Source organism: Mycobacterium sp. NPDC049093 (genome assembly GCF_040704635.1).
GTDB lineage: Bacteria > Actinomycetota > Actinomycetes > Mycobacteriales > Mycobacteriaceae > Mycobacterium.
In genome coordinates, this window is record NZ_JBEZJS010000012.1 from 45,542 (window position 1) to 68,107 (window position 22,566).

Genomic DNA, 22,566 nt, shown 5'->3' on the forward strand with positions numbered 1-22,566 from the left:
ATCACACGTTGTACAACTTCCTGCGGTACGCAGCCAGTGACCGCGGTCCCAGCGATTTGACCAAAAACCGTTGTGGCAGTGGCACTCCCCCCAGGAAGGAGCGGCCCTCTTCGGGGGTGGCGTAATCCAGCACCAGACCACCGAGGACGACGCCCCACCGTGGGTTCTTGGTCAAGAACGACGCTCCCCTCTTCACAGCGGTTCCCCACTCCGTCGGGGTCAGATACTCGACGATCACCGGCAATGCGTCACGTTCTTCCTCGTCCAGGTGGGCCAACACCAGTTCGGACAGCTGCGCGAAGGCCTCCCTCATCCGGGCAGTCGTCGATCGCTGAACGAACTTCGTCCACGCCACACGAGCTGCTTGCACCTCCTCGAGCGCCGTTGCGATCTGCCCGTGCTGCGCTTGCATCCGCTCGATGTCCGATTTCCGATCCAACGCCCTGACCGCGACGATCGGCCAGACCAGCTCGTCCTCGGCCGCGTGGTGGTGATGCAGTGCTTCTGTCATGAATCGCAGGTGGCTACCGACTACCCGCGCACGTGAGTTGTCGCCGGGCTGCACCCTGGCGATCAGCCACGCCAGGTCGTCGAGCTCGCGACGAAACACGCGGTGGACGAGCAACATGTCCAAGTCGTTGACCGGCATCGCAAGCTCCCTTCGATGAACGGCGCCAACCATTCAGGGCCAGCATGCGCCGGACGTGGGGCCTCGCCACGAGTATGCGGCTACCCCACATTTTTAGTTCATTATTTTCTGAATTCAGAAACTGATGTACTGTCAGGCCCATGGAGACGCTGACGCAGGTCGCAGTGCTGGCCCGGTTCGGTCATGCCCTGTCGGATCAGACCCGGTCCAAGATTCTGCTCGCACTCAAGGACGCTCCGGGATATCCGGCTGACCTGGCAGAGGCGGCGGGCGTCTCTCGGCAGAGCATGTCCAATCACCTTGCCTGCCTTCGTGGTTGCGGACTGGTAGTCGCCGTCGCGGAAGGCCGACGAACCCGCTATGAACTCGCGGATCCCAAACTCGCCCACGCACTGAACGATCTGCTGCACGTGGTGCTGGCCGGCGACCCCGAGCAGTGCCCCGACTCGGCATCGGATGGCTGCTGCTGATGACCCCGGATACCCCGGTTCCGTCTCCCCTGGCACCCGCGCGTCGGGCGTTGCTGCATCGGCGGATCCGATGGTTCGTCGCCGCAACCATCACCTACAACGTGATCGAGGCAATCGTCGCGATCGGCGAGGGCACCAGAGTGTCGTCGACCGCACTGATCGGCTTCGGACTCGACTCCGTGATCGAGGTGTCCTCGGCTGCCGCCGTCGCCTGGCAGTTCTCCGGCCCGGATCCGGAGGCACGCGAGAAGACCGCACTGCGGATCATCGCGGTGTCGTTCTTCGCACTCGCGGGCTACGTCACCATCGAATCGATCCGATCGCTCAGCGGAGCAGCTGAGGCCGGGCATTCGGCGATCGGCATCGGATTGACCACGGCCAGCCTGGTCATCATGCCGCTGCTGTCCTGGGCCCAGCGCCGTGCGGGCCGTGAACTCGGTTCCCGCTCAGCCGTGGCCGACTCCAAGCAGACGCTGCTGTGCACCTATCTGTCCGCGGTGGTCCTCGCCGGACTGGTGCTCAATAGCCTGCTCGGCTGGAGCTGGGCCGATCCGATTGCCGCACTCATCCTCGCCGGCGTTGCCGTCAACGAAGGACGCGAGGCGTGGCGCGGCGAAACCTGCTGTGGAGACCGATAACCGAGGAGATGAACATGGCCGTGACCGCACTGATTCTCTACCTGATCTTCGCGGTACTGGGGTTCGGTTGGCGTAGTTGGGTCCAGTACCGACAAACGGGGTCGACGGGATTTCGTGGCATCAACGGACGGCCGGGCTCGCTGGAATGGTTCGCCGGTGTCGGCTTCATCGTGTCGATCATCGTCGGCGTGGCAGCGCCCGTGTTGCAATATCTCGGACTGACCGCACCGATCGCCTTCCTGCAGGCTCCATGGATCCAGTCGCTGGGTACGGTGCTCGCCGTTGCCGGAATCGCCGCCACCGTCTACGCCCAGCTGGACATGGGTGAATCCTGGCGTATCGGGGTCGATCCCAGCGAGACAACAACACTGGTGCGCAACGGAGTATTCGGATTGGTCCGCAACCCGATCTTCACCGCCATGCTGGTCTTCGCCGGCGGTGTCACGCTGATGACACCGAACCCGGTGGCGCTCTTGGCCTTCATCGTGTTGTCGACCACCATCGAATTGCAGGTCCGTGTCGTGGAAGAGCCCTACCTGATGCGGACCCACGGTCAGGCCTATCGTGACTACTGCGTCGCCGTCGGACGATTCGTGCCCGGTGTGGGACGCGATGGGGGCCGCCAGGAGCCGATCACACGTTCACGTTGAAACCCAGGTCGATATCGCAGGCTGCCTGTCCGCCACGAACGCCCCAGTTCTGCAGCTCGCTGTCGCGAACGAGGATGGTGACGTGGTTCGGTGGGATGCCCAGCGCCTCCAGACGATTGACTATCTGCCGGTAGAGATTTCGCTTGGCGTCGACAGACCGACCAGAAAAGCAGTCGATCGTCACCAGCGTGTACAGCTCGGGTTGCTCCACGCCCGGCGAATGAGAGAACCGGTGCGGCTCATGGGATATCAGCCGGACATGCTTGTCGCCGGCCGGGATCTGGAAGGCGACCACAAGTGCGTCGTGCACCGCGTCGATGATGGCCACCTCTTCGGACGGGCGGTAGGGCCGTCGTACCTCGATGAGTGTGCTGGGCATCCGGGAATCGTCACACACAGCCGGCGGCGCGGTCACCCGAATTTCTCGGTCCACCTTGCCGTACTGACAGCCGACACAGCGGTGGGCCCCAGCCCGGAACACCGACTGGGGCCCACTGACTGCTTCTGCGCTACGCCTGGACCTGCCCGAGGGTGACGTCGACGGTGCGCGAAGCGCCCGACGGGTCCTCGTAGGTCAGCGTCACGGTATCCCCCGGTGCCTTGGACCGCACAGCAGCGACCAGGGCATCGGCACCGTCGATCACCTGATTGTCGACCTCGGTGATCACCGCACCGTCAGGCAGACCGGCCGCGGCTGCCGGGCCCCCGGCGACCACACCGGCGACCGCTGCACCGTTCGAGTCGTTACCGGAGAGCTGGACACCCAGCGAGGCGTGCTGGACGGTTCCGGTCGAAACCAGTTCGTCGGCAATGCGTTTGGCCTGATCCACCGGGATCGCGAAGCCCAGACCGATCGAACCGGCCTGTCCACCGCCCTGCGAACCCTGGCCGCCGCCCAACGATGCGATCGCCGAGTTGACCCCGATCAGGTCACCGTTCATGTCGACCAGTGCACCGCCCGAGTTACCCGGATTGATCGCAGCGTCGGTCTGGATGGCGCTCATCACCGAGTGTTGGCCGCTCTGCTCATCGCCGGTGGCAACCGGACGATCCAGGGCGCTGATGATGCCGGTGGTCACAGTCCCCTGCAGGCCCAACGGCGAGCCCACCGCGACGACATTCTGCCCCACCTTCAGATCCTTCGAGGAACCGATCGCAATCGGCGTCAGCCCGGACACGTTCTGCGCTTTCACCACCGCGATGTCGTCGTCGGGGTCGGTCCCGACGACGGTGAACGGCACCGTGCGCCCATCCGACATGGTCACAGTCGCCCGCATTGCGCCGCCGGCCCGACCGGAATTCCTGGCCGACGGTCCGTCAGGCGAATACTGGTCGTCACCGGGGAACTGTCCACCGGGGTACATGCCACGCGGCAAGCCGGGGAACTGCCCGCCCGGTGAGTCCTCGGCGGCCAGCGGCCCCTGGCCACCCGCGCCGCGGGCGGCGGCCGCCACGACATGGTTGTTGGTGAGGATCAGCCCGTCCTCACTGAGGACGATTCCGGATCCCTCCTCACGTCCCTGCCCGGTCTCGATCTGCAGCTTCACCACACTGGGCAGCACCTTGGCCGACACCTGTTCGACCGAACCCGCGGGCGCGGATGCATTCGGCTGCACCGGCACGGATCCGGCCGCCGGGAGACGCGCGTGGTCAGCGGCCGGCGCCTGCGCGACAGTCGCGGGCTTTCCGGACTGATCCAACACCGCGACCGCTGCGACGGCACCGGTGGCCATGGCCACCGCGGCCGTGCCTGCTACCAGTACGCCGACCCGGGACTTCTTTCTCGGCGGCGAAACGTCTTGCACCGGAGGTGCATCGAACCTGTGGGTCATCTCGGGATGCAGACCATACGGCGGGGACGGTTGCTGATAACCGGTCCGGCTCCACGGGCTTGAAGTTGGATTCCTTTGCTCTGCCGCCTGTTTGGCGTCCCACTGAGGGTTACTACTCTGCGGTGACATCCCAGGCCATTGATTCATTCGTGATGCTTCTTCCTTTGCGACACCGACATATATGCGCCGTGCCGGCGCCTCCCTAGATGGTGCAGTGCACTACTGAGGGTTTGCTGAGAGTGGGCTCGGTGCTGCCCAAGACTTTCTCGACGCGTGAAAGCGCCAGTGCCGCAGGACGGCCCCCAGTCGAGCGGTGGCCAGCACCTGCTCGGCATTGAATTGCTCGAATACTCCGGCTCGGGCGAACCCCGGCCGGTCGGCGAGGCGAAGCGCCGCGAGGTTTGCCGCGCCCGCTGCGTTAATCGGCCTCAGCCCAGCGGATTGAGCACCAAGGTGCACAGCCGCGGCAGATTCCTCAGCGGAATCCAGACCATCACCTGGCGACAGGTTCCCGTAGCCTGACCGATCGGCCCGCCGCAGACCGGCCAGGCGCCAAGGCCTTGCGTCTGCAGGACGTTGCGTGCCACCCGGATCTGTTCCTCGCGACTCGCCGCGGCAGGCGACCCCATTCCTCCGTGGGAGGACCACGTGGCGGGGGTGAACTGCAGTCCGCCATAGAAGCCGTTGCCGGTGTCCGCCGCCCAGTTTCCGCCCGATTCGCACTGAGCCATCGCATCCCAGTTCGGTTCGGCGCCGGCGTTCGGAACTGCCACAAGTGTCTGAGCCAGGGCGATCGCACCGACGAACCCGAATACGGTGACGACCTTGCGCATGCGCATGTCGATCCCTTCATGGCGGCGTGCACTTGCGGTGCGCGCCGGTAATGGCGGGGCGACAGACCATTTTCAGCCCATCGTGATACTGAGTTTACCGATGGGGCGAAAGTAAAATACCCGTGCTAGAGAGTCTAATTATCTTCTTTGAGTTTATTTAATAGTTATGGGCCTGGTGTGGCCGTTGGGAACAGTTCGATACCGCCCTTCAACCATAAAACTGCACTTCAGGTCCATCACCGCAGGAGATCGGCAGCCAACGTGCATCCGCGTTCCGTCTCACAGAGTTCGGCGTCGGCGGTGTGAAGTTTGCAGTCTATTGTGAATTCAGTTTCCACTGCGATAGCAGTGAAAGAATTGAATTCTGTTGCAAATGTGACTGATGGGATGGATGTGGTTGTTGTTACATCACATTGCTCGCCACGGCAGCAGGCCGCAGTCGAGCGATGATTCCGTCGAGGTCGACGGCGAACATATCGGGGCGGAAGACATGGCCTCCCGGCACCTCGTGCGCTTCGTATGGGATTCCGGCGTGGTCGAGCAGCCCGCGGAACTCGCGCTGGCCGGCGAGTACCTCCGTCTCGTTGGCACTGTCGAACCAGTTGATCGGGTCGGGGCTGGTGCCCGCGACAAGGAAAACCCGCTTGTTGCGGTAGCTCTCGATCCGTTCGACCGGGTTGTCGGCACTGACCCTGGCCTGGTCCCACAGCGGCGCGCCGTACACGGTTCCACCGGCCAGATCCAGAACTGCCGACGTGATATTCGCCCAGTGCACGACGAGCCCGAAATCACGGCGCAGGCTTGCCGGGCCCGAGTGGGCACTGACCGAGGCGAAGTGCCCGTAGTACTTGGCCGCGTACTTCAGCGCACCGAAGCCGCCCATCGAGAATCCGCCGACCGCGCGGCCGTCGTACTCGGCGTACGTCCGGAAGTTCGCCTCGATCCAGGGCAACAGTTGGGCGATGTGGAACGTCTCCCAGTTTCGCGGGCCGACGAACGAGGTGACCGGGTTGGAATACCAGCCGGCATGCCCACCGTCGGGCATCACCACGATGATCGGCTTTCCGGCGGTCCAGTCGCGGATGCCCATGAAATCGAACGAGCGGAAATCGTCGTTGCCGCCGTGGAACATGTAGAGCACCGGATAGGTACGCCCGCTCGTGTGGTAATCGTCGGGAAGCAGGACGTTGACGCCGGGGTTCCAACCGATGGCCGCGGTCTGGAATCGGTAGTACCACAGGCGAGGATCATTCTCGTTGCGATCCACGATCCGCAGACCGAATCCGTCGCCGCGCCCGGTGAATATCACCAGCGTCTGCCCGGGGGTGATCGCGCCGGGGTCGGAGATGCCGTTCACGCTGGCGATCGGTGGATAGAACGTGGCGTCCCCGTAGAAGCGTGATGCCAACGCCGACAACGTATCTCCCGGGGCAACCGGGTACTTTCTGACTTCCGGGATGATCAGTTGCCGGCCAGGATCGATACCGGCATCCGGAGCGACGCCGCTTGCGGCGGCGATCAACCGCGACAGATCGGCCTGCCCATAGAAGCGTGACGCCAGACCGGGCAACGTATCCCCCGCGGCCACGGTGTATCGCGCGTAGTCAGGAAAGAGCAGCCGTTGCCCCACCTGGATGACGTTGGGATCCGGCACTCCGCTGGCCGCGGCGATCAGTCGGTACCGTTCGGCATCCCCGTAGAACCGCAATGCCAACGCTGACAGCGTTTCCCCCGGCACCACCGTATGAATCCTGACCATCGTTCCCCTCCTTCAGTCGCAACTAGCTCTGGTCCTGGCGCTTGTCGTAACGACGCCGGTTGCCCTGATGTCAACAAGTCTAGGCCTGTGGCCGACAGCGTGAAATGCTTGACTTCTAAGGCATTACGGGTCCCTGGCACGCTCACTCACGTACGCTCCCCACGTGTACGTCGACGTGATGACCGTTCCGCAGCCGCTGTCTCAAATCGGCGACCTTGCCCGCCGTACCCGGTCGGCCGGATTCTCCGGACTCCTGCTCACCGAGACCGGCCGGACCGCGTATCTCAACGCGGCGGTCGCCTCGCAGTCCGCGCCGGGTTTGGAGCTCTCGACCGGTGTCGCCGTTGCCTTTCCGCGCAGCCCGTTCGTCACCGCGGCATCGGCGTGGGAGCTCCAGGAAGCCACCGGCGGCAAATTCCGGCTCGGTATCGGTACCCAGGTCCGCACGCATGTCGTGCGCCGCTACGGAATGCCCTTCGAACAGCCGGGTCCACGCCTGCGCGACTACGTGTCGGCAGTCAAGGCATGCTTCGCTGCCTTCCGCACCGGCAAGCTCGAGCATCACGGTGATTTCTATGACCTCGACTTCATCACTCCGCAGTGGAACCCCGGACCGATCGATGCTCCCGATCCCAAAGTCGACATCGCCGCCGTGAATCCATGGATGCTTCGCATGGCCGGCGAGGTGGCCGACGGCGTGCACATCCATCCGATCGGCGAACCGGGCTACATCGCGCGGCACGTGCTGCCCAATCTGGCCGCCGGTGCGGCCAAGGCGGGCCGCTCCGCCGCCGACATCGCCCGGATCATCCCGGTCATGACGATCGTCGGCGACAGCGACGAGGAACGCGCCAACGAGCGCGAGCTCGTGCGGGTGAGCATGAGCTTCTACGGAAGCACACCGAACTACGCGTTCATCTGGGACGAGGCCGGCTTCGAGGGCACGACCGCCCGCCTTCGGGAGAAGCAGAAGGCCGGTGACATCGCCGGCATGGCAGCCCAGATCACCGATGAGCACATCGCCGCCTTCGCCACCGAATCCACGTGGGACGGACTGGCGGATGCGTTGACCGCCAAATATGGAGGAATCGCCACCCGCGTCGTGCTCTACAACGCGCTCGGCGGGCCCGAACGGCTCGAACGATACGGCGAGATCGCCAAGCAGTTGGCGGCAGGATGATGCAGGTCCGAGCCAACCCCGTTGCATTCTGCTACGCTTGTTTCAGAGTGCTACCAGGGAGGTTCTCATGACCGAGACCGCAGATCGGGTGACCCGTTTCGCCGCGGACCTCGTCGACAGTGCGGCCGCAGAAGGTGCACGTCAGAGCCGGTCGGCCAAGCAGCAACTCGACCACTGGGCGCGGGTGGGTCGTGCCGTGTCGAGCCGGCACAGCGCCGCCCGCCGGAAGGTCGAGGCCGCCCTGGCCGGCGATATCGCGCTTCGGGAGCTGACCGCCGAGGAAGGCGCGGTGTTCGACGCCGAGATCGCGGCCTCCATCGAGGAGAGTTTGGCCCGCGCCGACTACGGTGCGACGCTGGCCGCCCGCGGCATCACCACGGTCGCCCTCGACGAGCACGGCGAGATGGTGCAGTACCAGCCCGACGGCAGCACCACGGTGCTGACGCCGCAGCAGTGATCCCGCCTCACGCTGACACGGGCCGCACCGTCGCGCAGTGAAGCGTCTCGATCTCGTCGTCGGATGTAACGGCGCCGGCAAGTCCACTTTCGTCGAACTCACTCTCTCCCCTCTGCTTCCGGGCAGCCCTTTCGTCAACGCGGACGAGATCGCCAAGCGTCGCTGGCCCGCGGATCCGGCCCCGCACTCGTATGAGGCTGCGCTGGTCGCTGCCGAAACCCGGAGCAAACTCATCGAACTCGGCGAGTCCTTCATCGCTGAGACCGTGTTCTCCCATCCCTCCAAACTCGTACTCATCGACGACGCCCAGGCCGCCGGATACACCGTGATCCTGCATTGCATCCTGATTCCTGAAGAACTGGCGGTGCTACGAGTGCGCCACCGTGTGCAGGCGGGCGGCCACCATGTCCCCGAGGCGAAGATTCGTGAACGCTACCAACGCCTTTGGGATCTCGTCGCAATCGCCGCGACCCGGGTGGACTTGGCAACGTTCTACGACAACAGCACTGTCACGGGTCCGCGGATCGTCGCTCAGATCGCCGGCGGGTTCGTCGTCGGATCACCCAGGTGGCCGACATGGACGCCGGCGACGCTCAATGCCCGATGGAACCGGTAGCGACCTCAGCTCGGGTCCGCGGCTGCCAGGTGTTGTGTCGCGGAGAGTTCCAGCACCTGGCGGTTACGAAAGCGGTCATCCTCGTACAAAGTGGTGATGCTGCCGGCTTTCCCCGCGAAGTTGACATAGCCGACCGACGCCAGGGGCTGTCAGCTGTTGCGGTGTGAGTGGTCGTTTGTTGTCGGTGGTGTGCTGTAGGAACGGGTGTATGAATCTGCCGGCGTGGGCTGTGCGCAACGGTGTTGTGCGGGTAGCTGCGTATCGCTGGTTTCACGTTGGCCTGGTGCCGGCGCCTGCGCGGCGCGTAGGTCGGCTCGTTCTTTTGAATGATGCGGCGGTGGCCGAGATCCTGACCTCATTGTGTGCCCGGAGCTACGGCAGACGCGCTGCACAGAGTCGGGCCAAGCGCGCTCTCGCTGCCGCTGCCGCTGCGACCGATGATGCGTGGGCGGCGTGATGGCCCGATTCGAGGTGCCCGACGGGTGGGGTGTACAGGCGTTCCGGTTCACGTTGGATCCGTCCGAGGACCAGGCCCGTGCGTTAGCTCGGCATTTCGGCGCCCGGCGTAAGGCCTTCAACTGGACTGTGGCCACACTGCACGCTGATATCGCGGCCTGGCATGCTACCGGTGTTGATACGGCGAAGCCGTCTTTCCGGGGGATGCGGGACCGCTGGAACCAGGCCAAGGACCAGGTGTGTGTCAACTCTGAGACCGGGCAAGTGTGGTGGCGTGAGTGCTCGAAGGAGGCCTACGCCGACGGTGTCGCGGGCGCCGTCGCGGCGTACTGGAACTGGCAGCAGTCCCGTGCTGGCAAGCGTGCTGGTAAGCGAGTGGGTTTCCCGCGGTTCAAGAGAAAGGGCCGCGACGCCGATCGGGTGTGTTTCACCACCGGGGCGATGCGCGTCGAACCCGATCGCCGGCATCTCACCCTGCCCGTGATCGGCACGGTCCGTACCCATGAGAACACTCGCCGGATCGAACGGCTCATCGCCAACGGGCGGGCGAGGGTGTTGGCGATCAGCGTGCGCCGCAACGGCACTCGACTGGACGCGAGTGTGCGAGTGCTGGTGCAACGACCGCAGCAACCCTGTGTGGCTCAACCTCATTCACGAGTCGGGGTCGACGTGGGGGTCCGGCGTCTGGCCACCGTCGCCGACTCTGGCGGTGCCGTGATCGAGCAGGTAGCCAATCCCCGCCCGCTCGATGCGGCACTCACCGCGTTGCGGCACGTCAGCCGTGCCCGCTCGCGCTGCTCGAAAGGCTCACGCCAGTATCGTGAGCGCACCAGAGAGATGTCCCGGCTGCATCGTCGGGTCAACGATGTCCGCACACATCATTTGCACGTCCTGACAATACGATTGGCCAAAACTCACGGCCGCATCGTGGTCGAAGGCCTCGACGTTTCGGGGATGTTGCGACAAAAAGTTCTGCCAGGTGCCCGCGCCCGACGGCGTGGACTCTCCGATTCCGCCCTGGGCACCCCAAGACGCCACCTGGTCTACAAGACAGGCTGGTATGGATCGCGACTGGTGGTCGCTGACCGCTGGTTCCCGTCGTCGAAAACCTGCCATGCCTGCCGGCATGTCCAGGACATCGGCTGGGCCGAACACTGGCAATGCGAACTGTGTTCGGCCACTCATCAGCGTGACGATTGCGCTGCTGTAAACCTCGCACGCTACGAGGAACCATCTAGTGTCGTCGGCCCAGTTGGGGCCGCCGTCAAGCGTGGAGCCGACCGTAAGACCCGACCGAGTCGGGCTGGTGGCCGTGAAGCGCGGAAGGGACGCAGCCCCAGGGCTGCCGAACAACCCCGAGACGGGGTGCAAGTCGCGTGACCACTAAAGATCACTCACTTGCAACGGCATCTTGATCCACGCCGCCGGCTTCTCCGTATGAATTCTCTCGAAGGCGCGGATCCAAAACTTCGGCGGTGCGGAAGGTTTCGGCGATCACGGCGGCAGTTCGCTGCGCCCGCAGCAAGTCCGACGACACCACATTCACCGCGGCCGTCCCGGGAACTCGTGCCCGCAACGCCTCCGCGATGGTGTGAGCGTCTCGCAATCCCTTCGCGGTCAGGTCCGAGTCGTACCATCCCCCGACCAACCCATCGACATGGTGGGTGGCTTCCGGGTGGGTGACCACATAGAGCGTCCGGCCCATCCCCCGACCGTATCGAAACGATCTACCGGCCGGGTCAGGCCTCCTCGAGGCGGGTCCGGACGTCGCGCATCCGCTGGGCCAGTGTCTCTTCGTCGATGACATGCCTGGCCACCAACGAATGCGTCAGTGCGACAAGCTGATTCTCTGGATACGGCAGCGTCACATAGACCTCTTGGACCAGGCGGTCCTCATCGGTTCGACGAGTGAGCAGCGGCAGCGTGACCCCCTCGTGGTCAAGCGCGTCGCACATCCCGTCCAGACTCGACTTCCAGGGCGGAACCGGATTCGAGACGCCGTACTTCTGCGCCATGCGGGGCCACGACTGCCCCCGACCGACCATCTGTTCCAGCGTCCTCACCCTGACTGTGGTGACGTCATCTTCGTCGGTCATCGACTGCCCCTCAGTACCCCTCGGCCGGGCGGACCGCGGGATGCACCGGTCGCGACGCGTTCGCGGTCACCCCGGGCTTGGGCAAGGCGACACCGATCATGCAGTCGCGGGTGACGATCTCGGCAAGTTGCTCCTCGGTCCAACCCTCGGTTCCGGCGGGTCGGACCGGCAGCACCAGGAACCGACGTTTGGAATTGGAGTCCTCGACGCGGATTTCGACATCGTCGGGCAGGAAAAGCCCGAACTCACCGAGAACCTGACGCGGCCAACGCACAATTCGGCGTCGATAGTTGGGTGTCCGGTACCACTCGGGAGAATTCCCGAGCAACGGCCGCGGATAACACGAACACAAAGTGCAGACAATCACGTGGTGCAAACTCGGTGTGTTCTCCAGGACCTCCAAAGCCGTGAAATCACTGGGTGTCCCGAAGCCGGTCGGGTGCAGCCAGTCGATCCCCACTTCGCGGCTGGCGGCAATGGGATCCTGGAGTACCAGCTGCTTGTAATCCGGATCGACCCACGCCTTCGCGACGAGTCGCGCCCCCGGCGCCGGGCCGATCTGCTCGACGAACTCGGTGTAGTGCCGGTGGTCTTCCGCGGTGAAGAGGCCCTTCTCGATCGCCAATTCGCGGAGCGCGATTTCCAGGACCTCGAAATCGGTCACCTCCTCGACCATGGGTGCTGCGTGCCGTTCCGGTGCGTCGTCATGCGTGTGCGCCGCGTCGTCGTGCGTCATGTCGGGTTCCTGTTCGTTCCGTCGAATCAGCGGTCTAGCCGAGCGGCCGCAACCACAATTCGGAGATCTCGGCCTGCAGGGTGTCGCCCTCGGCGCCCGCATACGGGTCCCACACGTCGGTCATGTTGAAGCGCACGATGTAGAACCACTGAGGCTTCTGCTCTTCACGGTCGAATGCCTCGTCCTCGGGTACCAGGCTTTCGTAAGACACCTCGGCGATGGTCCCCGGCTTCCCGCGCAGATACTCCTGGGTGCGGGTGTAGAAGATGGTCGGCAGATCCCGCACCTGCACCCGATCGCCGACGGCGAATCGAGGAGCGCCGGCCTGGCCGGCGAACCGCTGGGGGTCGCCCTTTCCGAGCGCCTCGATGTGATGGCGGTTCCTGGGGACCGCCGCCGGATCGCCCACCCCGCGCGGTGCGGCCGACAGGGCGTCGGCAGCACCAGTGGTAACCCTTGCGCGCACCTCGTCGACGCGCTCGAGCAACTCGCGAAGCGTGATGTGGTCCTTCTCGACGAGGCACCGGGCGATAGCCCACACCCATCGCCCGTAATAGGGAAAGCCGTGATAGATCGTCCGGCCCACATCGACGTTTCCGAGCCGCCGTCGTTCTTCCGACGTCCAGATGCCACGCCAGCCGAGAACCTCACACGTGACGAACGTATTGAGTTCCCACGCCTCTTCTTGCTTCTCCTCGAAGATCGCCGGCGCGTCGGGATCGCCGCCGACATCATGCGGGTTCTTCATGAAGGCGCTGAAGAGCGTCCGATCGATCTGATCCGGATAGGGCCAGTCCTGCAACCGATGCAATGCCGGACGCAACTGGCTGACAAAGTCGCCCATGGAATTGTTGGCCATATTCCGTGTCCTCGGATGGATAAACGGTTTGCCTGCGGCGACGCTATCACGGGCAAACACCGGACCGGTGCCGGTCAGGCAATCTTCCCGGCCCGCTGAAGCAGGTATTTGAATTTTCACAATGACGAGAGGATTCAGCTGCGAAACTTTGTCCGCCCGGACCCCATCACGCGGCTATCGGCAGGCGAAACCCCGCGCCGCTGTACCGTGACGCGCATGAACTCCTTTCGCGTGCCTTCCACCGTTGCGTTCGTGGCCTGTGCCGCTTCGTTGACCATGACGCTCGCCGCATGCGGCTCCGACACGGATACCGCTGCGTCGTCGGCCTCGACGAGCACGCCCTCGGTCGCCGAGGTACTCACCCCCTCGATCGCCGAGACCGCAACCGAAGCCAGCACCTGTCCCACGGCAGCACCGCAGAACGCCGGCACCCCCGAATGGACGGTGTCCGGGTCGACCGGCAGTGTCGCGGTCACCGGGTCCACCGACACGGCTGCACCCGTGGTGCAGGTGACCGGACCGTTCAGCGTGGCCGAGACCCAGGTGCACACGCTGAAGGCCGGCGACGGGCCGGTCGTCGCGCCCTCGGCGAATGTTTCGGTCTGCTACATGGGTGTCAACGGGCGCGACGGTTCGGTGTTCGACAGCAGCTACGAACGCGGCGAACCGGTCGACTTCCCCCTCAACGGTGTTGTGCCCGGCTTCCAGAAGGCCATCTCCGGGCAGAAGGTCGGATCCACGGTGGCAGTCGCGATGACTTCTGCCGACGGTTACCCCCAGGGTCAGCCTGCCGCGGGTATCCAGCCGGGTGACTCGCTGATCTTCGCGATCAAGATCCTCGACGCCAAGGGCTGAGTCACACCGCCCGCCCGGGGCCCGGGGCAGGCTTGCGACAATGCTTCCATGGTCGAGCGCAGCATCTGGATGCAGAAGGTCGCAGCCGATCCCGGGCATTCGGATTGGTACGTCGAGCGCTTCCGCGCCATGGAGCGCGCCGGTCAGGACCTGGCCGGCGAGGCGCGTCTGGTGGACGCGATGGCATCGCGCGATGCCCGCATTCTCGACGCCGGCTGTGGCCCCGGCCGGGTGGGTGGATACCTCGCCGAGGCCGGGCATCAGGTGGTCGGCGTCGACGTCGACCCGGTACTGATCGAGGCGGCCGAGAACGACCATCCCGGTCCGCGTTGGCTCGTCGGCGATCTCGCCGAGCTCGACCTGCCGGCGCGCGGCATCGCCGATCCGTTCGACATCATCGTGTCGGCCGGAAACGTGATGACCTTCCTCGCCCCGAGCACCCGGGTTCAGGTTCTGACTCGGTTGCACGCGCATCTCGCCGACGACGGCCGCGCGGTGATCGGATTCGGGGCCGGTCGCGACTACGACTTCGGTCAGTTCTTCGACGATGCGGCCGCGGCCGGGTTCACCACCGACCTGTTGCTGTCCACCTGGGATCTGCGCCCGTTCACCGATGACTCAGACTTCCTGGTGGCCATCCTGCGCCGTGACTAGCCGGAGCCGTTCGGACTGAAGTTGAAATTGGCTATCGCAGTGGACAACCCGGTGCCGATCGGTCCCGACGTGTCGTACAGGCACGCACTGGCGGTGGCCACGCCCTCGGCACTGGTGTGGGTCACCGCCGCCATGCCGATGTAGGGACCCACCGGCAACCTGCTGAGGGCCAGTGTGTAGTCGGCATTGATGAAAGCCAAACCGGCGGAACTGAAATTGCACATCGAACTCGTGACGTCGACTGCCAGCGCCGCGCGCACGAACGGCGTGAGCTCTTCGCCATCGACCAGCTGCCGGACTTCGCGCAACCACGCGTACCGAGGCCCACACTGCTGCCACGGGAACCCCTCACCCGACCAGTCCGGGTCCGCTCCATGCGCTCGGATGAACATGGGCATGGCGTCGTCGAATTCCGCCGGTTCCTCCGGTAACGGAGGCAGCTCGATCCCGGTGGTCCAGAACTCGCCGTCAGGTTGGGCGCCGCGTCTCAGATACAGCGCCGAAGCCCGGGCCACCACGTCACCGTCCTGGGTCATCACCGCATCGACCGCTTGCATCCGCGAACCCGCTCGCACCACCGACGCAGAGACACGAACCGCAGCGCTGGCGACCCGACGCAGTATCTCCACGGTGAATCGCGCCGGTTGCAGGTCCGCGTCGCTGACGAGTTCTTCCACCGCCCGGGCCAGCAGACCGCCGACCACCTGACCGCCCAGCGTCGGCCCCCATCCTCCGTGGGCGATTTCGTTGGGCACGAACCCGTCGTCAGTGCTCACAAAGAACGGCGTCATCGCAGTGCGTTCCACACGTACACCTCTCGTCCGACCATCGGGCCGCTACGGACTCTATTACAGAGTTGGCTACAGTTGGCATGACGATATAGGTGGATGCCCGCCCCGGATGGCGCGCCTGCATCATCTTGACCTGAGCCTGTGCCTCCCAGTGGCCACTTATGACACGTAGACCAGTGATTCGCGTGCAATAAGTGGCCGCTGGCATGAGGGGCGGGCCGCGGCATAGGTGCGATTCTGCGGGTAACGTCGGCCGATGGGATTGGTGTACTCCAGCATCATCGACGCCCCGCAGGAAGAAGTCTTCGCCTGGCACGGCCGCCCCGGCGCGTTCGCCAGGCTGTCACCACCGTGGCAAGCCATGACGCTCAGATCCGAGGCGGCCTCGCTGCGTGACGGCCGTGCCGAACTCGCGCTGCCCGGCGGTTTGCGGTGGGTGGCTCAGCACCAGGCTGACGGCTACGACCCACCACGGCGCTTCGTCGACGAGATCGCCGCCGGCGGTCCGGCCTCGCTACCCGCGGCATTGGCGGTGCGCTGGAAGCACATTCATGAATTCGACGCGATCGATGCGACCCACACCCGGATGACCGATCGCGTCGAGACGCCGGTGCCCGGCCGTTTCCTTCGCCCGATGTTCGTCTACCGTCACCGCCAGCTTGCCGACGACCTCGCCGCCCACCGAAGTGCCCACGCAGGAGGCCTGCCGCCGCTGACGATCGCGGTCACCGGAGCGTCCGGACTGGTGGGGTCTGCGTTGACGGCGTTCCTGAGCACCGGCGGCCACCGGGTGATCCGGCTGGTGCGCCATGGAGCAACCAAACCTGATGAGCGGCAATGGAACCCGGACAACCCTGACCCACAACTGTTCGACGGGGTGGACGCCGTCATCCACCTGGCCGGCGCGTCGATCGCCGGCCGGTTCACCGAAGGGCACCGCCGTGCGATCCGCGACAGCCGTATCGAGCCGACCCGCCGGCTCGCGGAACTGATCGCCGGCACCGACCCCGGTCCACAAGTGGTCGTCAGCGCCTCGGCGGTCGGCTTGTACGGATACGACCGCGGCGACGAGGTTCTCACCGAGACCAGCGAGCGCGGAGACGGCTTCCTCGCCGATGTGGTGGCGGACTGGGAAGACGCGCTGGCCCCGGCGCAACGATCAGGCACCCGGGTGGTGCGCATCCGCACCGGAATCGTCCAGTCACCGAGCGGCGGCACGTTACGGCTGCTGCGTCCGCTGTTCGCCGCCGGACTCGGCGGCCGCATCGGCGACGGGCAACAGTGGTTGCCCTGGATCGGTATCGACGACCTGGTCGACATCTACCACCGCGCATTGTGGGACGAGCAGCTGTCGGGCCCGGTCAACGCGGTGGCACCGGAGCCGGTGCGCAACGCCGAATACACCGACACGCTCGGCCACGTTCTGCGCCGACCGACCATTCTGCCGGTGCCCACGCTGGGCCCAAGGCTACTGCTGGGCGACCAGGGTGCCCGCGAACTGGCGTGCGCCAGCCAGCGGGCGGTTCCCGCGATCCTGACGGCCGCCGAGCACAGCTTTCGCCATCCGCACTTGGAGCAGGCGCTGGCCCACGTATTGGGCCGCCCGGCTACGGCGTAGGAGCCCCAGGGGGTGCAGCGGGTCCCGGCGGCGCAGCAGGTTGCTGCCCCGGCGAGTTGAACTCGTATCCGGGCGGCGGCGGGCCGTTGAGCGAGTAGTACCCGGGCGGCAGCGCCGGGCCGGCGGGAGCGCTACCCGGAGCCGGCGCGGTGACCGGTGTCTCCGAGCCGGGCGCGTTGATCGATTTGTATCCGGGCGGCAGCGGAGGTGCCGGGCCGGCGCCGGGAGGCGGAGCGACACCTTCGGGTGCTCCCCCGCCGCCCTGGAAGCCGCCCGGGTCGTGGGCTTGATGCCAGAGATCCCTGAGCGTGCCGATCGGGCCGCCGCCATACTGGCCCGAGCCGTACACGGGGTTGGCGATCTCGGGCACCTGCGGCGGACCGGCCGGTGCCGGCGGCGGCGCTGCCAGTGCGGGGTCTGCCGGTGCGGGCGCCGGATCAGGCAGGACGGGGTCCGCTGCGGCCTGTCCTGCCGCGGCCAGCATGACACCGACGGCGGTCAGGCCTGCGATCGCGAGCTTGGCCCCCTTGATGGCAAGCGTGGCGCGGTGCGCTTCGGTCATCTGTCCGGCGGTCCTCTCTCGATGCATCCGCAAAACTCCTTCAGGAGTCAGGGCGGTCCGTGCATCGTCGCATACCGCCCTGGGGACGCGCTGGGTTAGAGCGCCGCCGGCAAGAACCCTTCGAGCGCGTCCGGGCGACCCGGTGTGCCTCGCGTGGCAGGCTGAAACCGTGTCTCGGGTACTGATCGTCGGATCGGGTTTCGCCGGGCTGTGGGCCGCGCTCGGGGCCGCCAGACGCATCGACGAACTCGGAGCGGCGGCCCGCGGCGTGCAGATCACCGTGGTCAGTGAGCGTCCCTTTCACGACATTCGCGTGCGCAACTACGAGACCGATCTCGACGACTGCCGAATCCCGTTGCACAAGCTGCTGGATCCCGTCGGTGTGGATCACGTTGTCGCCGAGGTCACGGCAATCGACGCCGAAGCCCGGAACGTCACCGCATTGCAGGATGGCCGAACGCGCGTCGTCGGCTACGACCGGCTGGTGCTGGCCGCCGGCAGCCGGGTCGCCCGACCGAATGTTCCGGGGCTGGCCGAATTCGGTTTCGACGTCGATACATTCGACGGTGCCAGGCGCCTCGCCGATCACCTGGACATGTTGGCCGCCAATCCGCAGATATCGGGCGCCGGCACGGTCGTTGTCGTCGGAGCCGGGCTCACCGGTATCGAGACCGCGTGCGAACTGCCCTCGCGGCTGTCCGCGCTCTTCGATGGCCGCGTTACGCCGAAGGTCGTGCTCGTCGACCACAACCCGCAGGTGGGCTCGGATATGGGCGACTCGGCACGCCCGGTGATCGAAACTGCATTGTCCGACAACGGAGTTCAGGTGATGACCGGTGTCGGTGTGACCTCCGTCGACATCGGTGCCGCTACCTTGTCGTCCGGCGCGGTGGTGCCGGCGGCAACCGTGGTGTGGTGTGCGGGGATGCGGGCCAACCCGCTGACGGCCCAACTGCCGGTGACGCTGGACCGGTTCGGTCGACTACCCGTCGACGAGTACCTCCGCGTCGAGGGTGTGCCCGCGGTGTTCGCGGCCGGCGATGTGGCCGCCGCGCCGATCGACGATACTCACCCGTCGGTGATGTCGTGTCAACACGGCAGGCCGATGGGGCGTTACGCCGGGTACAACGTGGTCGGCGACCTCCTCGACCTGCCCCTGCGCGCACTGCGAATCCCCTGGTATGTCACCGTTCTCGATCTCGGTCCGGCCGGCGCCGTCTACACCGAGGGCTGGGACCGACATGTCGTGGCCACGGGTACGGTGGCCAAGGCCACCAAGAAGACCATCAACACCGAACGGATCTACCCGCCGTTGACGGGCGATCGGCAGGCCCTGCTCGCAGCCGCCGCACCCGATCTTCAGACCAGGCCGGCCCGAGGCGGCTAACGCTCCGCCCGGCAGGTCCTAGCGGCCGTTCCCGTCCGGCGGTGTCTCGGGTGGCGGCGGTGTCAGCGCGTCCCACGTGGTCCACGTATAGCGCTGCTCGGGAAGGCCGGTCGCTCCGAGCATGAACGCACGGTGCCCGCGGTTCTCGCGGGCGATGGTGGTCAGCCAGGTGGTCACCGTGCTGGCGCGGTTGCGTACGCCGGTGAGGAATGCGATATGGATGAAACCCCAAGCCAGCCAACCGAAGAAGCCGGCGAGCTTGACCGGGCCGACCTGCAGCAGTGCCTGTCGGCGCGCGATGTACGCCGCCGAGCCGAGGTCCCGGTAGCGGAACGGCCGCCGGGGTTTCCCGGCGAGTTCCCGGCGAACGCACGAGGCCACGTGGAGCCCGCCCTGCATCGCGTTCTCGGCGACACCCGGCAGGTTCTCCCGGCCGGCCAGATCTCCGATCACGAAGATCTCTGGACGGCCGTCGATCGAAAGATCAGGCCCCACAGCGATTCTCCCGCTGCGATCGGCCTCGACTTCCAGCACCTGGGCGAGGTGGCGGGCGAACGGCACGGCTTCAACCCCCGCCGTCCACAACACGGTTCGTGCCGCGTACTGCTCATCGGGACCACCGGCTTTCGGGCTGACGGTCACCCCGTCCCGGTTGACGTCGGTCACGTGGACTCCCATGTGCAACTCGACGCCCAGTTTCTGCAGCGACTTCGTCGCCTTCTCCCCCAACTCGGAGCAGAAGGCCTTCAGCACCCGTTCCCCGCCGTCGAACAGCAGCACCCGGGCTTCCTTGGGCTCGATGCTGTGAAACTCGTGAGCCAAGGTGCGCGTGGCCATCTCACGGATCTGCCCGGCCAGCTCGACCCCGGTCGGACCGCCGCCGGCGACGGCGAACGTGAGCCAACCGTCGCGCTCCGGACCCGGTGGCAGTGTCTCGGCAATCTCGAATGCGGTGAAAACCCGCTGCCGGATGTTGAGTGCGTCGTCGAGTGTCTTCATCCCGGGCGCCCACTCCGCGAAATGTTCTTTGCCGAAGTAGGACTGCTGCATGCCCGCGGCCACGACGAGGACGTCGTAGTCGAGGGTGAACGTCGTCTCATCCGGCCGGCGGGCGGTGACCCGCCGCAACTCGGGGTCGAGGTGGATCGCGTCACCGAGCAACGTGGTGACGTTGCGGTGACGCTCGAACTCCTCGCGCAGCGGTCGGCTGATCTGGCCGAAGCCCAAGGTCCCGGTGGCGCATTGGTAGAGCAGCGGCTGGAACAGGTGTCCCGCCGCCCGATCGAGCAGGGTCACGTCGACGTCGACTCCGCCCAATCGACGGGCACAGAACAGCCCGCCGAATCCCCCACCGATGATCAACACTCTCATCCGACTGTTGCCCACAACTAGGAGGTTAACCGCCGTCGCTGGAAATGCGACCGTGCAGCGCGGATGCGCGCAAGGTGAGGTGGTTGCGCTCGGCCAGCGAATGCGCCTCGGCCGCAGCCTGCACGTACAGCCGTGCCGCCGTTGAGATGTCCCCTGCCCGCTCGTGAAGGTAGGCCGCCGCAGCGGTGTGGCGTGGCAACGCCGAGTCGAGTTCGGCGAGTGCCGCCAAACCCGCCTGCGGCCCATCGGCTTCACCCAACGCGACTGCGCGGTTGAGGCGTACCACCGGGCTGTCGGTGAGTGCGACGAGTTCGTCGTACCACTCGACGATCTGCACCCAGTCGGTCTCCTCGGCGGACTGGGCGTCGGCGTGCAGCGCCGCCACCGCCGCCTGGGCCTGATACTCCCCGAGCCGGTCGCGGGCCAGGGCGGCTTGCAGCACGTACACGCCCTCGGTGATGAGATCGCGCCGCCACAGCGCGCGGTCCTGCTCGGCGAGAGGAACCAGGGTCCCGTCGGCCCGGGTACGCGCCGGGCGCCGGGCGTGGTGCAGCAGGAACAACGCCAGCAGACCGCTGACTTCCGGATCGTCGGTGGTGCGCGCCAGCCGGCGGGCGAGCCTGATCGCCTCGGCGGCCAGGTCGACATCGCCGCTGTAGCCCTCGTTGAACACCAGATACAGCACCCGCAGCACGGTGCGCAGATCGCCGGGACGATCCAGCCGAACGGCGGCCACGGTGCGCTTGGCTCGGCTGATCCGTTGCGCCATCGTCGCTTCCGGCACCAGATAGGCCTGCGCGATCTGGCGGGTGGTCAGGCCACCGACCGCACGCAGTGTCAGCGCGACAGCTGCCGAGGAGGTCAGGTTCGGGTGCGCGCACAGGAAGTAGAGCTGCAAGGTGTCGTCGTCCGCGGGGGTCGGCCCGGCGGCCGGCTCCGCCGAAACCCGGACCTCGCGGTTGCGCCGGGCAGCATCGGACCGGGTGAGGTCGAGGAACCTGCGCCACGCCGTGGTGATCAACCAGCCCTTGGGATCGTCGGGCCGTCCGTGCGGCCAGGTCTCCCAGGCTCGGACCAAGGCCTCCTGCACGGCGTCCTCGGCTGTCGCGAAGTCGGCCCCACGGTGGACGAGGGCGGCCAGGACACCGGGAATCAGATCCCGGAGCTGGGCCTCGTCCACCGCACCGGCGTCCATCTACTCGGTGACAGTCGGTGGGGCGGTGAGGAACGGACGCACCTCCAGCCACTCGTGGATCGGCTGCCCGCCCGCACCGGGCGCCGCCGACAGTTCTCCGGCCAGTGCGACGGCGCGTTCATACGAGTCGACATCGACGAGCATCCAGCCCGCGATCAGGTCCTTGGTCTCGGCGAACGGGCCGTCGGTCACCGGTGGCTTGCCCTCGCCGCCGTACTGGACCCACGTGCCCTCCGGGGCCAGGGCCTGACTGTCGACGTACTCACCGGTGTCCTTGAGCCGATCGGCGAAATCGTTCATGTACTGGATGTGGGCCTGGATCTCGTCCGGTGTCCACTGGTCCATCGGAATGTCGTTGACCGACGCCGGGGCACCTCGGTAGTGCTTGAGAAACAGGTACTTGGCCATGAGATTCTCCCTTCAGATTCGCGACCCTAGTTGGTCGCTCACCTCAGGGACGGAGCCGTCGCCGCGTTCTCGACATCGAGAACGGAAATATTTCTCATCTCGGTGTCAGACCACGTCGCGCGGGTTCAGGATGACCAATACGCCCGTCGTCCGACCACAGGTGCACAACCGATCAGTTCGATTGGCTAAGCTTCGACTATCCAAGTTCAGATTCGAGCACCGAGGTGGCATTCATGTTCCTGAGCAAGGCAGCCGTGGCGACCTTCGCGGCCGCAGGCCTGATCGGCGCCGCACTCGGCTTCGGCGCGGCCACCGCGAGCGCCGATCCCGATCCGAGCCTCCCGCCGCCGCCGAACGCGCCGAAGAAGCCGGCCGAGACGTGGCAGGGCCACCCGATGGTCTGGTGGAACCTGCCCGCCGGCGGTCACTGGGGCGTCTGGGTCAACGGCGACTTCCTTCCGTTCACCTGATCCAGTACCGGACCTGACGGCCCG

At 66.0% G+C, this 22,566-nt stretch carries 27 protein-coding genes; 13 read left to right on the top strand and 14 right to left on the bottom strand.

Going from position 1 to position 22,566, the window contains the following annotated elements; all coding sequences use genetic code 11:
- Nucleotide 1: 1 nt before the first annotated feature.
- On the bottom strand, nt 2-649 hold the full coding sequence (locus tag AB0876_RS32605; protein WP_526044074.1) for a hemerythrin domain-containing protein: 648 nt from the start codon (nt 647-649) through the stop codon (nt 2-4).
- A gap of 140 nt (nt 650-789) precedes the next feature.
- On the opposite strand from AB0876_RS32605, the gene AB0876_RS32610 reads away from it, so the two are divergent.
- From AB0876_RS32610 to AB0876_RS32620, 3 genes are read left to right on the top strand one after another with little or no spacing between them, the layout of a single operon-like run.
- Nucleotides 790-1,119 (top strand): ArsR/SmtB family transcription factor, encoded by a 330-nt coding sequence (locus AB0876_RS32610; protein WP_491841643.1) that lies wholly within the window; start codon nt 790-792, stop codon nt 1,117-1,119.
- Nucleotides 1,119-1,757, top strand: a complete 639-nt coding sequence (locus tag AB0876_RS32615; RefSeq protein ID WP_491841644.1) for a cation efflux transmembrane domain-containing protein — start codon at nt 1,119-1,121, stop codon at nt 1,755-1,757. Before AB0876_RS32610 ends, AB0876_RS32615 begins: the two co-directional genes overlap by 1 nt.
- Nucleotides 1,758-1,771: 14 nt before the next feature.
- Nucleotides 1,772-2,407, top strand: a complete 636-nt coding sequence (locus AB0876_RS32620) for a methyltransferase family protein (protein WP_491841645.1) — start codon at nt 1,772-1,774, stop codon at nt 2,405-2,407.
- On the opposite strand, the gene AB0876_RS32625 is transcribed toward AB0876_RS32620, so the two are convergent.
- The 4 genes from AB0876_RS32625 to AB0876_RS32640 all read right to left on the bottom strand — a co-directional run bounded on the left by AB0876_RS32625 (nt 2,391) and on the right by AB0876_RS32640 (nt 6,831).
- Nucleotides 2,391-2,786: a tautomerase family protein gene (locus tag AB0876_RS32625; RefSeq protein WP_491841646.1), complete on the bottom strand. Its 396-nt coding sequence runs from the start codon at nt 2,784-2,786 to the stop codon at nt 2,391-2,393. The genes AB0876_RS32620 and AB0876_RS32625 overlap by 17 nt on opposite strands.
- A 130-nt stretch (nt 2,787-2,916) precedes the next feature.
- Entirely contained in the window at nt 2,917-4,167 is a 1,251-nt protein-coding gene (locus AB0876_RS32630) for a S1C family serine protease (RefSeq protein ID WP_526044099.1), read from the bottom strand.
- A 500-nt stretch (nt 4,168-4,667) separates the two neighbouring features.
- Nucleotides 4,668-5,078, bottom strand: a complete 411-nt coding sequence (locus AB0876_RS32635) for a transglycosylase family protein (RefSeq protein ID WP_491841647.1) — start codon at nt 5,076-5,078, stop codon at nt 4,668-4,670.
- Nucleotides 5,079-5,475: 397 nt separating this feature from the next.
- Complete coding sequence (locus AB0876_RS32640) at nt 5,476-6,831, bottom strand: alpha/beta hydrolase-fold protein (protein WP_491841648.1); 1,356 nt, start codon at nt 6,829-6,831, stop codon at nt 5,476-5,478.
- A gap of 163 nt (nt 6,832-6,994) precedes the next feature.
- Here AB0876_RS32640 and AB0876_RS32645 point away from each other — a divergent pair, with 163 nt between their 5' ends.
- From AB0876_RS32645 to tnpB, 5 genes are all read left to right on the top strand, one after another.
- On the top strand, nt 6,995-8,011 hold the full coding sequence (locus AB0876_RS32645; RefSeq protein ID WP_491841649.1) for a TIGR03617 family F420-dependent LLM class oxidoreductase: 1,017 nt from the start codon (nt 6,995-6,997) through the stop codon (nt 8,009-8,011).
- A 67-nt stretch (nt 8,012-8,078) separates the two neighbouring features.
- On the top strand, nt 8,079-8,468 hold the full coding sequence (locus tag AB0876_RS32650; RefSeq protein WP_491841650.1) for a TA system antitoxin ParD family protein: 390 nt from the start codon (nt 8,079-8,081) through the stop codon (nt 8,466-8,468).
- 37 nt (nt 8,469-8,505) lie between these two features.
- The gene (locus AB0876_RS32655; protein ID WP_526044075.1) at nt 8,506-9,084 is read left to right on the top strand and encodes an ATPase; all 579 of its coding nucleotides are present in this window, start codon (nt 8,506-8,508) and stop codon (nt 9,082-9,084) included.
- Between the two features lie 208 nt (nt 9,085-9,292).
- A complete protein-coding gene (locus AB0876_RS32660) occupies nt 9,293-9,541 on the top strand; it encodes a hypothetical protein (protein WP_526044076.1) in 249 nt (82 codons plus the stop codon).
- Nucleotides 9,541-10,920: an IS607 family element RNA-guided endonuclease TnpB gene (gene tnpB / locus AB0876_RS32665; protein ID WP_526044077.1), complete on the top strand. Its 1,380-nt coding sequence runs from the start codon at nt 9,541-9,543 to the stop codon at nt 10,918-10,920. Before AB0876_RS32660 ends, tnpB begins: the two co-directional genes overlap by 1 nt.
- Before the next feature lie 10 nt (nt 10,921-10,930).
- Here tnpB and AB0876_RS32670 read toward each other — a convergent pair whose 3' ends face one another.
- The 4 genes from AB0876_RS32670 to AB0876_RS32685 are packed head-to-tail and all read right to left on the bottom strand — an operon-like array spanning nt 10,931 to nt 13,231.
- Nucleotides 10,931-11,245, bottom strand: coding sequence for a histidine phosphatase family protein (locus tag AB0876_RS32670; protein WP_526044078.1), 315 nt, complete (start codon nt 11,243-11,245; stop codon nt 10,931-10,933).
- Nucleotides 11,246-11,279: 34 nt separating this feature from the next.
- Nucleotides 11,280-11,636 (bottom strand): thiocyanate hydrolase, encoded by a 357-nt coding sequence (locus tag AB0876_RS32675; protein ID WP_526044079.1) that lies wholly within the window; start codon nt 11,634-11,636, stop codon nt 11,280-11,282.
- Between the two features lie 10 nt (nt 11,637-11,646).
- Complete coding sequence (scnC, locus tag AB0876_RS32680) at nt 11,647-12,372, bottom strand: thiocyanate hydrolase subunit gamma (RefSeq protein WP_526044080.1); 726 nt, start codon at nt 12,370-12,372, stop codon at nt 11,647-11,649.
- Nucleotides 12,373-12,406: 34 nt separating this feature from the next.
- Entirely contained in the window at nt 12,407-13,231 is an 825-nt protein-coding gene (locus AB0876_RS32685; protein ID WP_491841655.1) for an SH3-like domain-containing protein, read from the bottom strand.
- Nucleotides 13,232-13,447: 216 nt separating this feature from the next.
- Between AB0876_RS32685 and AB0876_RS32690 the strand changes: the two genes are divergently transcribed.
- The gene (locus AB0876_RS32690; protein WP_491841656.1) at nt 13,448-14,086 is read left to right on the top strand and encodes an FKBP-type peptidyl-prolyl cis-trans isomerase; all 639 of its coding nucleotides are present in this window, start codon (nt 13,448-13,450) and stop codon (nt 14,084-14,086) included.
- A 48-nt stretch (nt 14,087-14,134) separates the two neighbouring features.
- Nucleotides 14,135-14,740: a class I SAM-dependent methyltransferase gene (locus AB0876_RS32695; RefSeq protein WP_526044081.1), complete on the top strand. Its 606-nt coding sequence runs from the start codon at nt 14,135-14,137 to the stop codon at nt 14,738-14,740.
- On the opposite strand, the gene AB0876_RS32700 is transcribed toward AB0876_RS32695, so the two are convergent.
- Nucleotides 14,737-15,531 (bottom strand): acyl-CoA thioesterase domain-containing protein, encoded by a 795-nt coding sequence (locus AB0876_RS32700; protein WP_526044100.1) that lies wholly within the window; start codon nt 15,529-15,531, stop codon nt 14,737-14,739. The genes AB0876_RS32695 and AB0876_RS32700 overlap by 4 nt on opposite strands.
- A gap of 256 nt (nt 15,532-15,787) precedes the next feature.
- Here AB0876_RS32700 and AB0876_RS32705 point away from each other — a divergent pair, with 256 nt between their 5' ends.
- Nucleotides 15,788-17,149: a TIGR01777 family oxidoreductase gene (locus AB0876_RS32705; protein ID WP_491841658.1), complete on the top strand. Its 1,362-nt coding sequence runs from the start codon at nt 15,788-15,790 to the stop codon at nt 17,147-17,149.
- Here AB0876_RS32705 and AB0876_RS32710 read toward each other — a convergent pair.
- On the bottom strand, nt 17,139-17,681 hold the full coding sequence (locus AB0876_RS32710) for a hypothetical protein (RefSeq protein WP_491841694.1): 543 nt from the start codon (nt 17,679-17,681) through the stop codon (nt 17,139-17,141). The two genes, AB0876_RS32705 and AB0876_RS32710, sit on opposite strands and share 11 nt — an antisense overlap.
- 199 nt (nt 17,682-17,880) lie before the next feature.
- Between AB0876_RS32710 and AB0876_RS32715 the strand changes: the two genes are divergently transcribed.
- Nucleotides 17,881-19,098, top strand: a complete 1,218-nt coding sequence (locus AB0876_RS32715; RefSeq protein WP_491841659.1) for an NAD(P)/FAD-dependent oxidoreductase — start codon at nt 17,881-17,883, stop codon at nt 19,096-19,098.
- An 18-nt stretch (nt 19,099-19,116) separates the two neighbouring features.
- Here the strand turns inward: AB0876_RS32715 and AB0876_RS32720 are convergent, their stop codons facing one another.
- From AB0876_RS32720 to AB0876_RS32730, 3 genes are read right to left on the bottom strand one after another with little or no spacing between them, the layout of a single operon-like run.
- Entirely contained in the window at nt 19,117-20,469 is a 1,353-nt protein-coding gene (locus tag AB0876_RS32720) for an NAD(P)/FAD-dependent oxidoreductase (protein ID WP_491841695.1), read from the bottom strand.
- A gap of 25 nt (nt 20,470-20,494) precedes the next feature.
- The gene (locus AB0876_RS32725) at nt 20,495-21,664 is read right to left on the bottom strand and encodes an RNA polymerase sigma factor (protein WP_491841660.1); all 1,170 of its coding nucleotides are present in this window, start codon (nt 21,662-21,664) and stop codon (nt 20,495-20,497) included.
- The gene (locus AB0876_RS32730; protein WP_491841661.1) at nt 21,665-22,072 is read right to left on the bottom strand and encodes a YciI family protein; all 408 of its coding nucleotides are present in this window, start codon (nt 22,070-22,072) and stop codon (nt 21,665-21,667) included.
- A 233-nt stretch (nt 22,073-22,305) separates the two neighbouring features.
- Here AB0876_RS32730 and AB0876_RS32735 point away from each other — a divergent pair, with 233 nt between their 5' ends.
- Nucleotides 22,306-22,542 (top strand): hypothetical protein, encoded by a 237-nt coding sequence (locus tag AB0876_RS32735; protein ID WP_463806336.1) that lies wholly within the window; start codon nt 22,306-22,308, stop codon nt 22,540-22,542.
- Nucleotides 22,543-22,566: the final 24 nt, after the last annotated feature.

Bases quoted from the DNA above. Each gene is read 5' to 3' on its own strand.
- AB0876_RS32605 (WP_526044074.1), bottom strand. From the start codon at position 649: ATGCCGGTCAACGACTTGGACATGTTGCTCGTCCACCGCGTGTTTCGT.
- AB0876_RS32610 (WP_491841643.1), top strand. From the start codon at position 790: ATGGAGACGCTGACGCAGGTCGCAGTGCTGGCCCGGTTCGGTCATGCC.
- AB0876_RS32615 (WP_491841644.1), top strand. From the start codon at position 1,119: ATGACCCCGGATACCCCGGTTCCGTCTCCCCTGGCACCCGCGCGTCGG.
- AB0876_RS32620 (WP_491841645.1), top strand. From the start codon at position 1,772: ATGGCCGTGACCGCACTGATTCTCTACCTGATCTTCGCGGTACTGGGG.
- AB0876_RS32625 (WP_491841646.1), bottom strand. From the start codon at position 2,786: ATGCCCAGCACACTCATCGAGGTACGACGGCCCTACCGCCCGTCCGAA.
- AB0876_RS32635 (WP_491841647.1), bottom strand. From the start codon at position 5,078: ATGCGCATGCGCAAGGTCGTCACCGTATTCGGGTTCGTCGGTGCGATC.
- AB0876_RS32640 (WP_491841648.1), bottom strand. From the start codon at position 6,831: ATGGTCAGGATTCATACGGTGGTGCCGGGGGAAACGCTGTCAGCGTTG.
- AB0876_RS32650 (WP_491841650.1), top strand. From the start codon at position 8,079: ATGACCGAGACCGCAGATCGGGTGACCCGTTTCGCCGCGGACCTCGTC.
- AB0876_RS32660 (WP_526044076.1), top strand. From the start codon at position 9,293: ATGAATCTGCCGGCGTGGGCTGTGCGCAACGGTGTTGTGCGGGTAGCT.
- tnpB (WP_526044077.1), top strand. From the start codon at position 9,541: ATGGCCCGATTCGAGGTGCCCGACGGGTGGGGTGTACAGGCGTTCCGG.
- AB0876_RS32670 (WP_526044078.1), bottom strand. From the start codon at position 11,245: ATGGGCCGGACGCTCTATGTGGTCACCCACCCGGAAGCCACCCACCAT.
- AB0876_RS32675 (WP_526044079.1), bottom strand. From the start codon at position 11,636: ATGACCGACGAAGATGACGTCACCACAGTCAGGGTGAGGACGCTGGAA.
- scnC (WP_526044080.1), bottom strand. From the start codon at position 12,372: ATGACGCACGACGACGCGGCGCACACGCATGACGACGCACCGGAACGG.
- AB0876_RS32685 (WP_491841655.1), bottom strand. From the start codon at position 13,231: ATGGCCAACAATTCCATGGGCGACTTTGTCAGCCAGTTGCGTCCGGCA.
- AB0876_RS32690 (WP_491841656.1), top strand. From the start codon at position 13,448: ATGAACTCCTTTCGCGTGCCTTCCACCGTTGCGTTCGTGGCCTGTGCC.
- AB0876_RS32695 (WP_526044081.1), top strand. From the start codon at position 14,135: ATGGTCGAGCGCAGCATCTGGATGCAGAAGGTCGCAGCCGATCCCGGG.
- AB0876_RS32700 (WP_526044100.1), bottom strand. From the start codon at position 15,531: ATGACGCCGTTCTTTGTGAGCACTGACGACGGGTTCGTGCCCAACGAA.
- AB0876_RS32705 (WP_491841658.1), top strand. From the start codon at position 15,788: ATGGGATTGGTGTACTCCAGCATCATCGACGCCCCGCAGGAAGAAGTC.
- AB0876_RS32720 (WP_491841695.1), bottom strand. From the start codon at position 20,469: ATGAGAGTGTTGATCATCGGTGGGGGATTCGGCGGGCTGTTCTGTGCC.
- AB0876_RS32725 (WP_491841660.1), bottom strand. From the start codon at position 21,664: ATGGACGCCGGTGCGGTGGACGAGGCCCAGCTCCGGGATCTGATTCCC.
- AB0876_RS32730 (WP_491841661.1), bottom strand. From the start codon at position 22,072: ATGGCCAAGTACCTGTTTCTCAAGCACTACCGAGGTGCCCCGGCGTCG.
- AB0876_RS32735 (WP_463806336.1), top strand. From the start codon at position 22,306: ATGTTCCTGAGCAAGGCAGCCGTGGCGACCTTCGCGGCCGCAGGCCTG.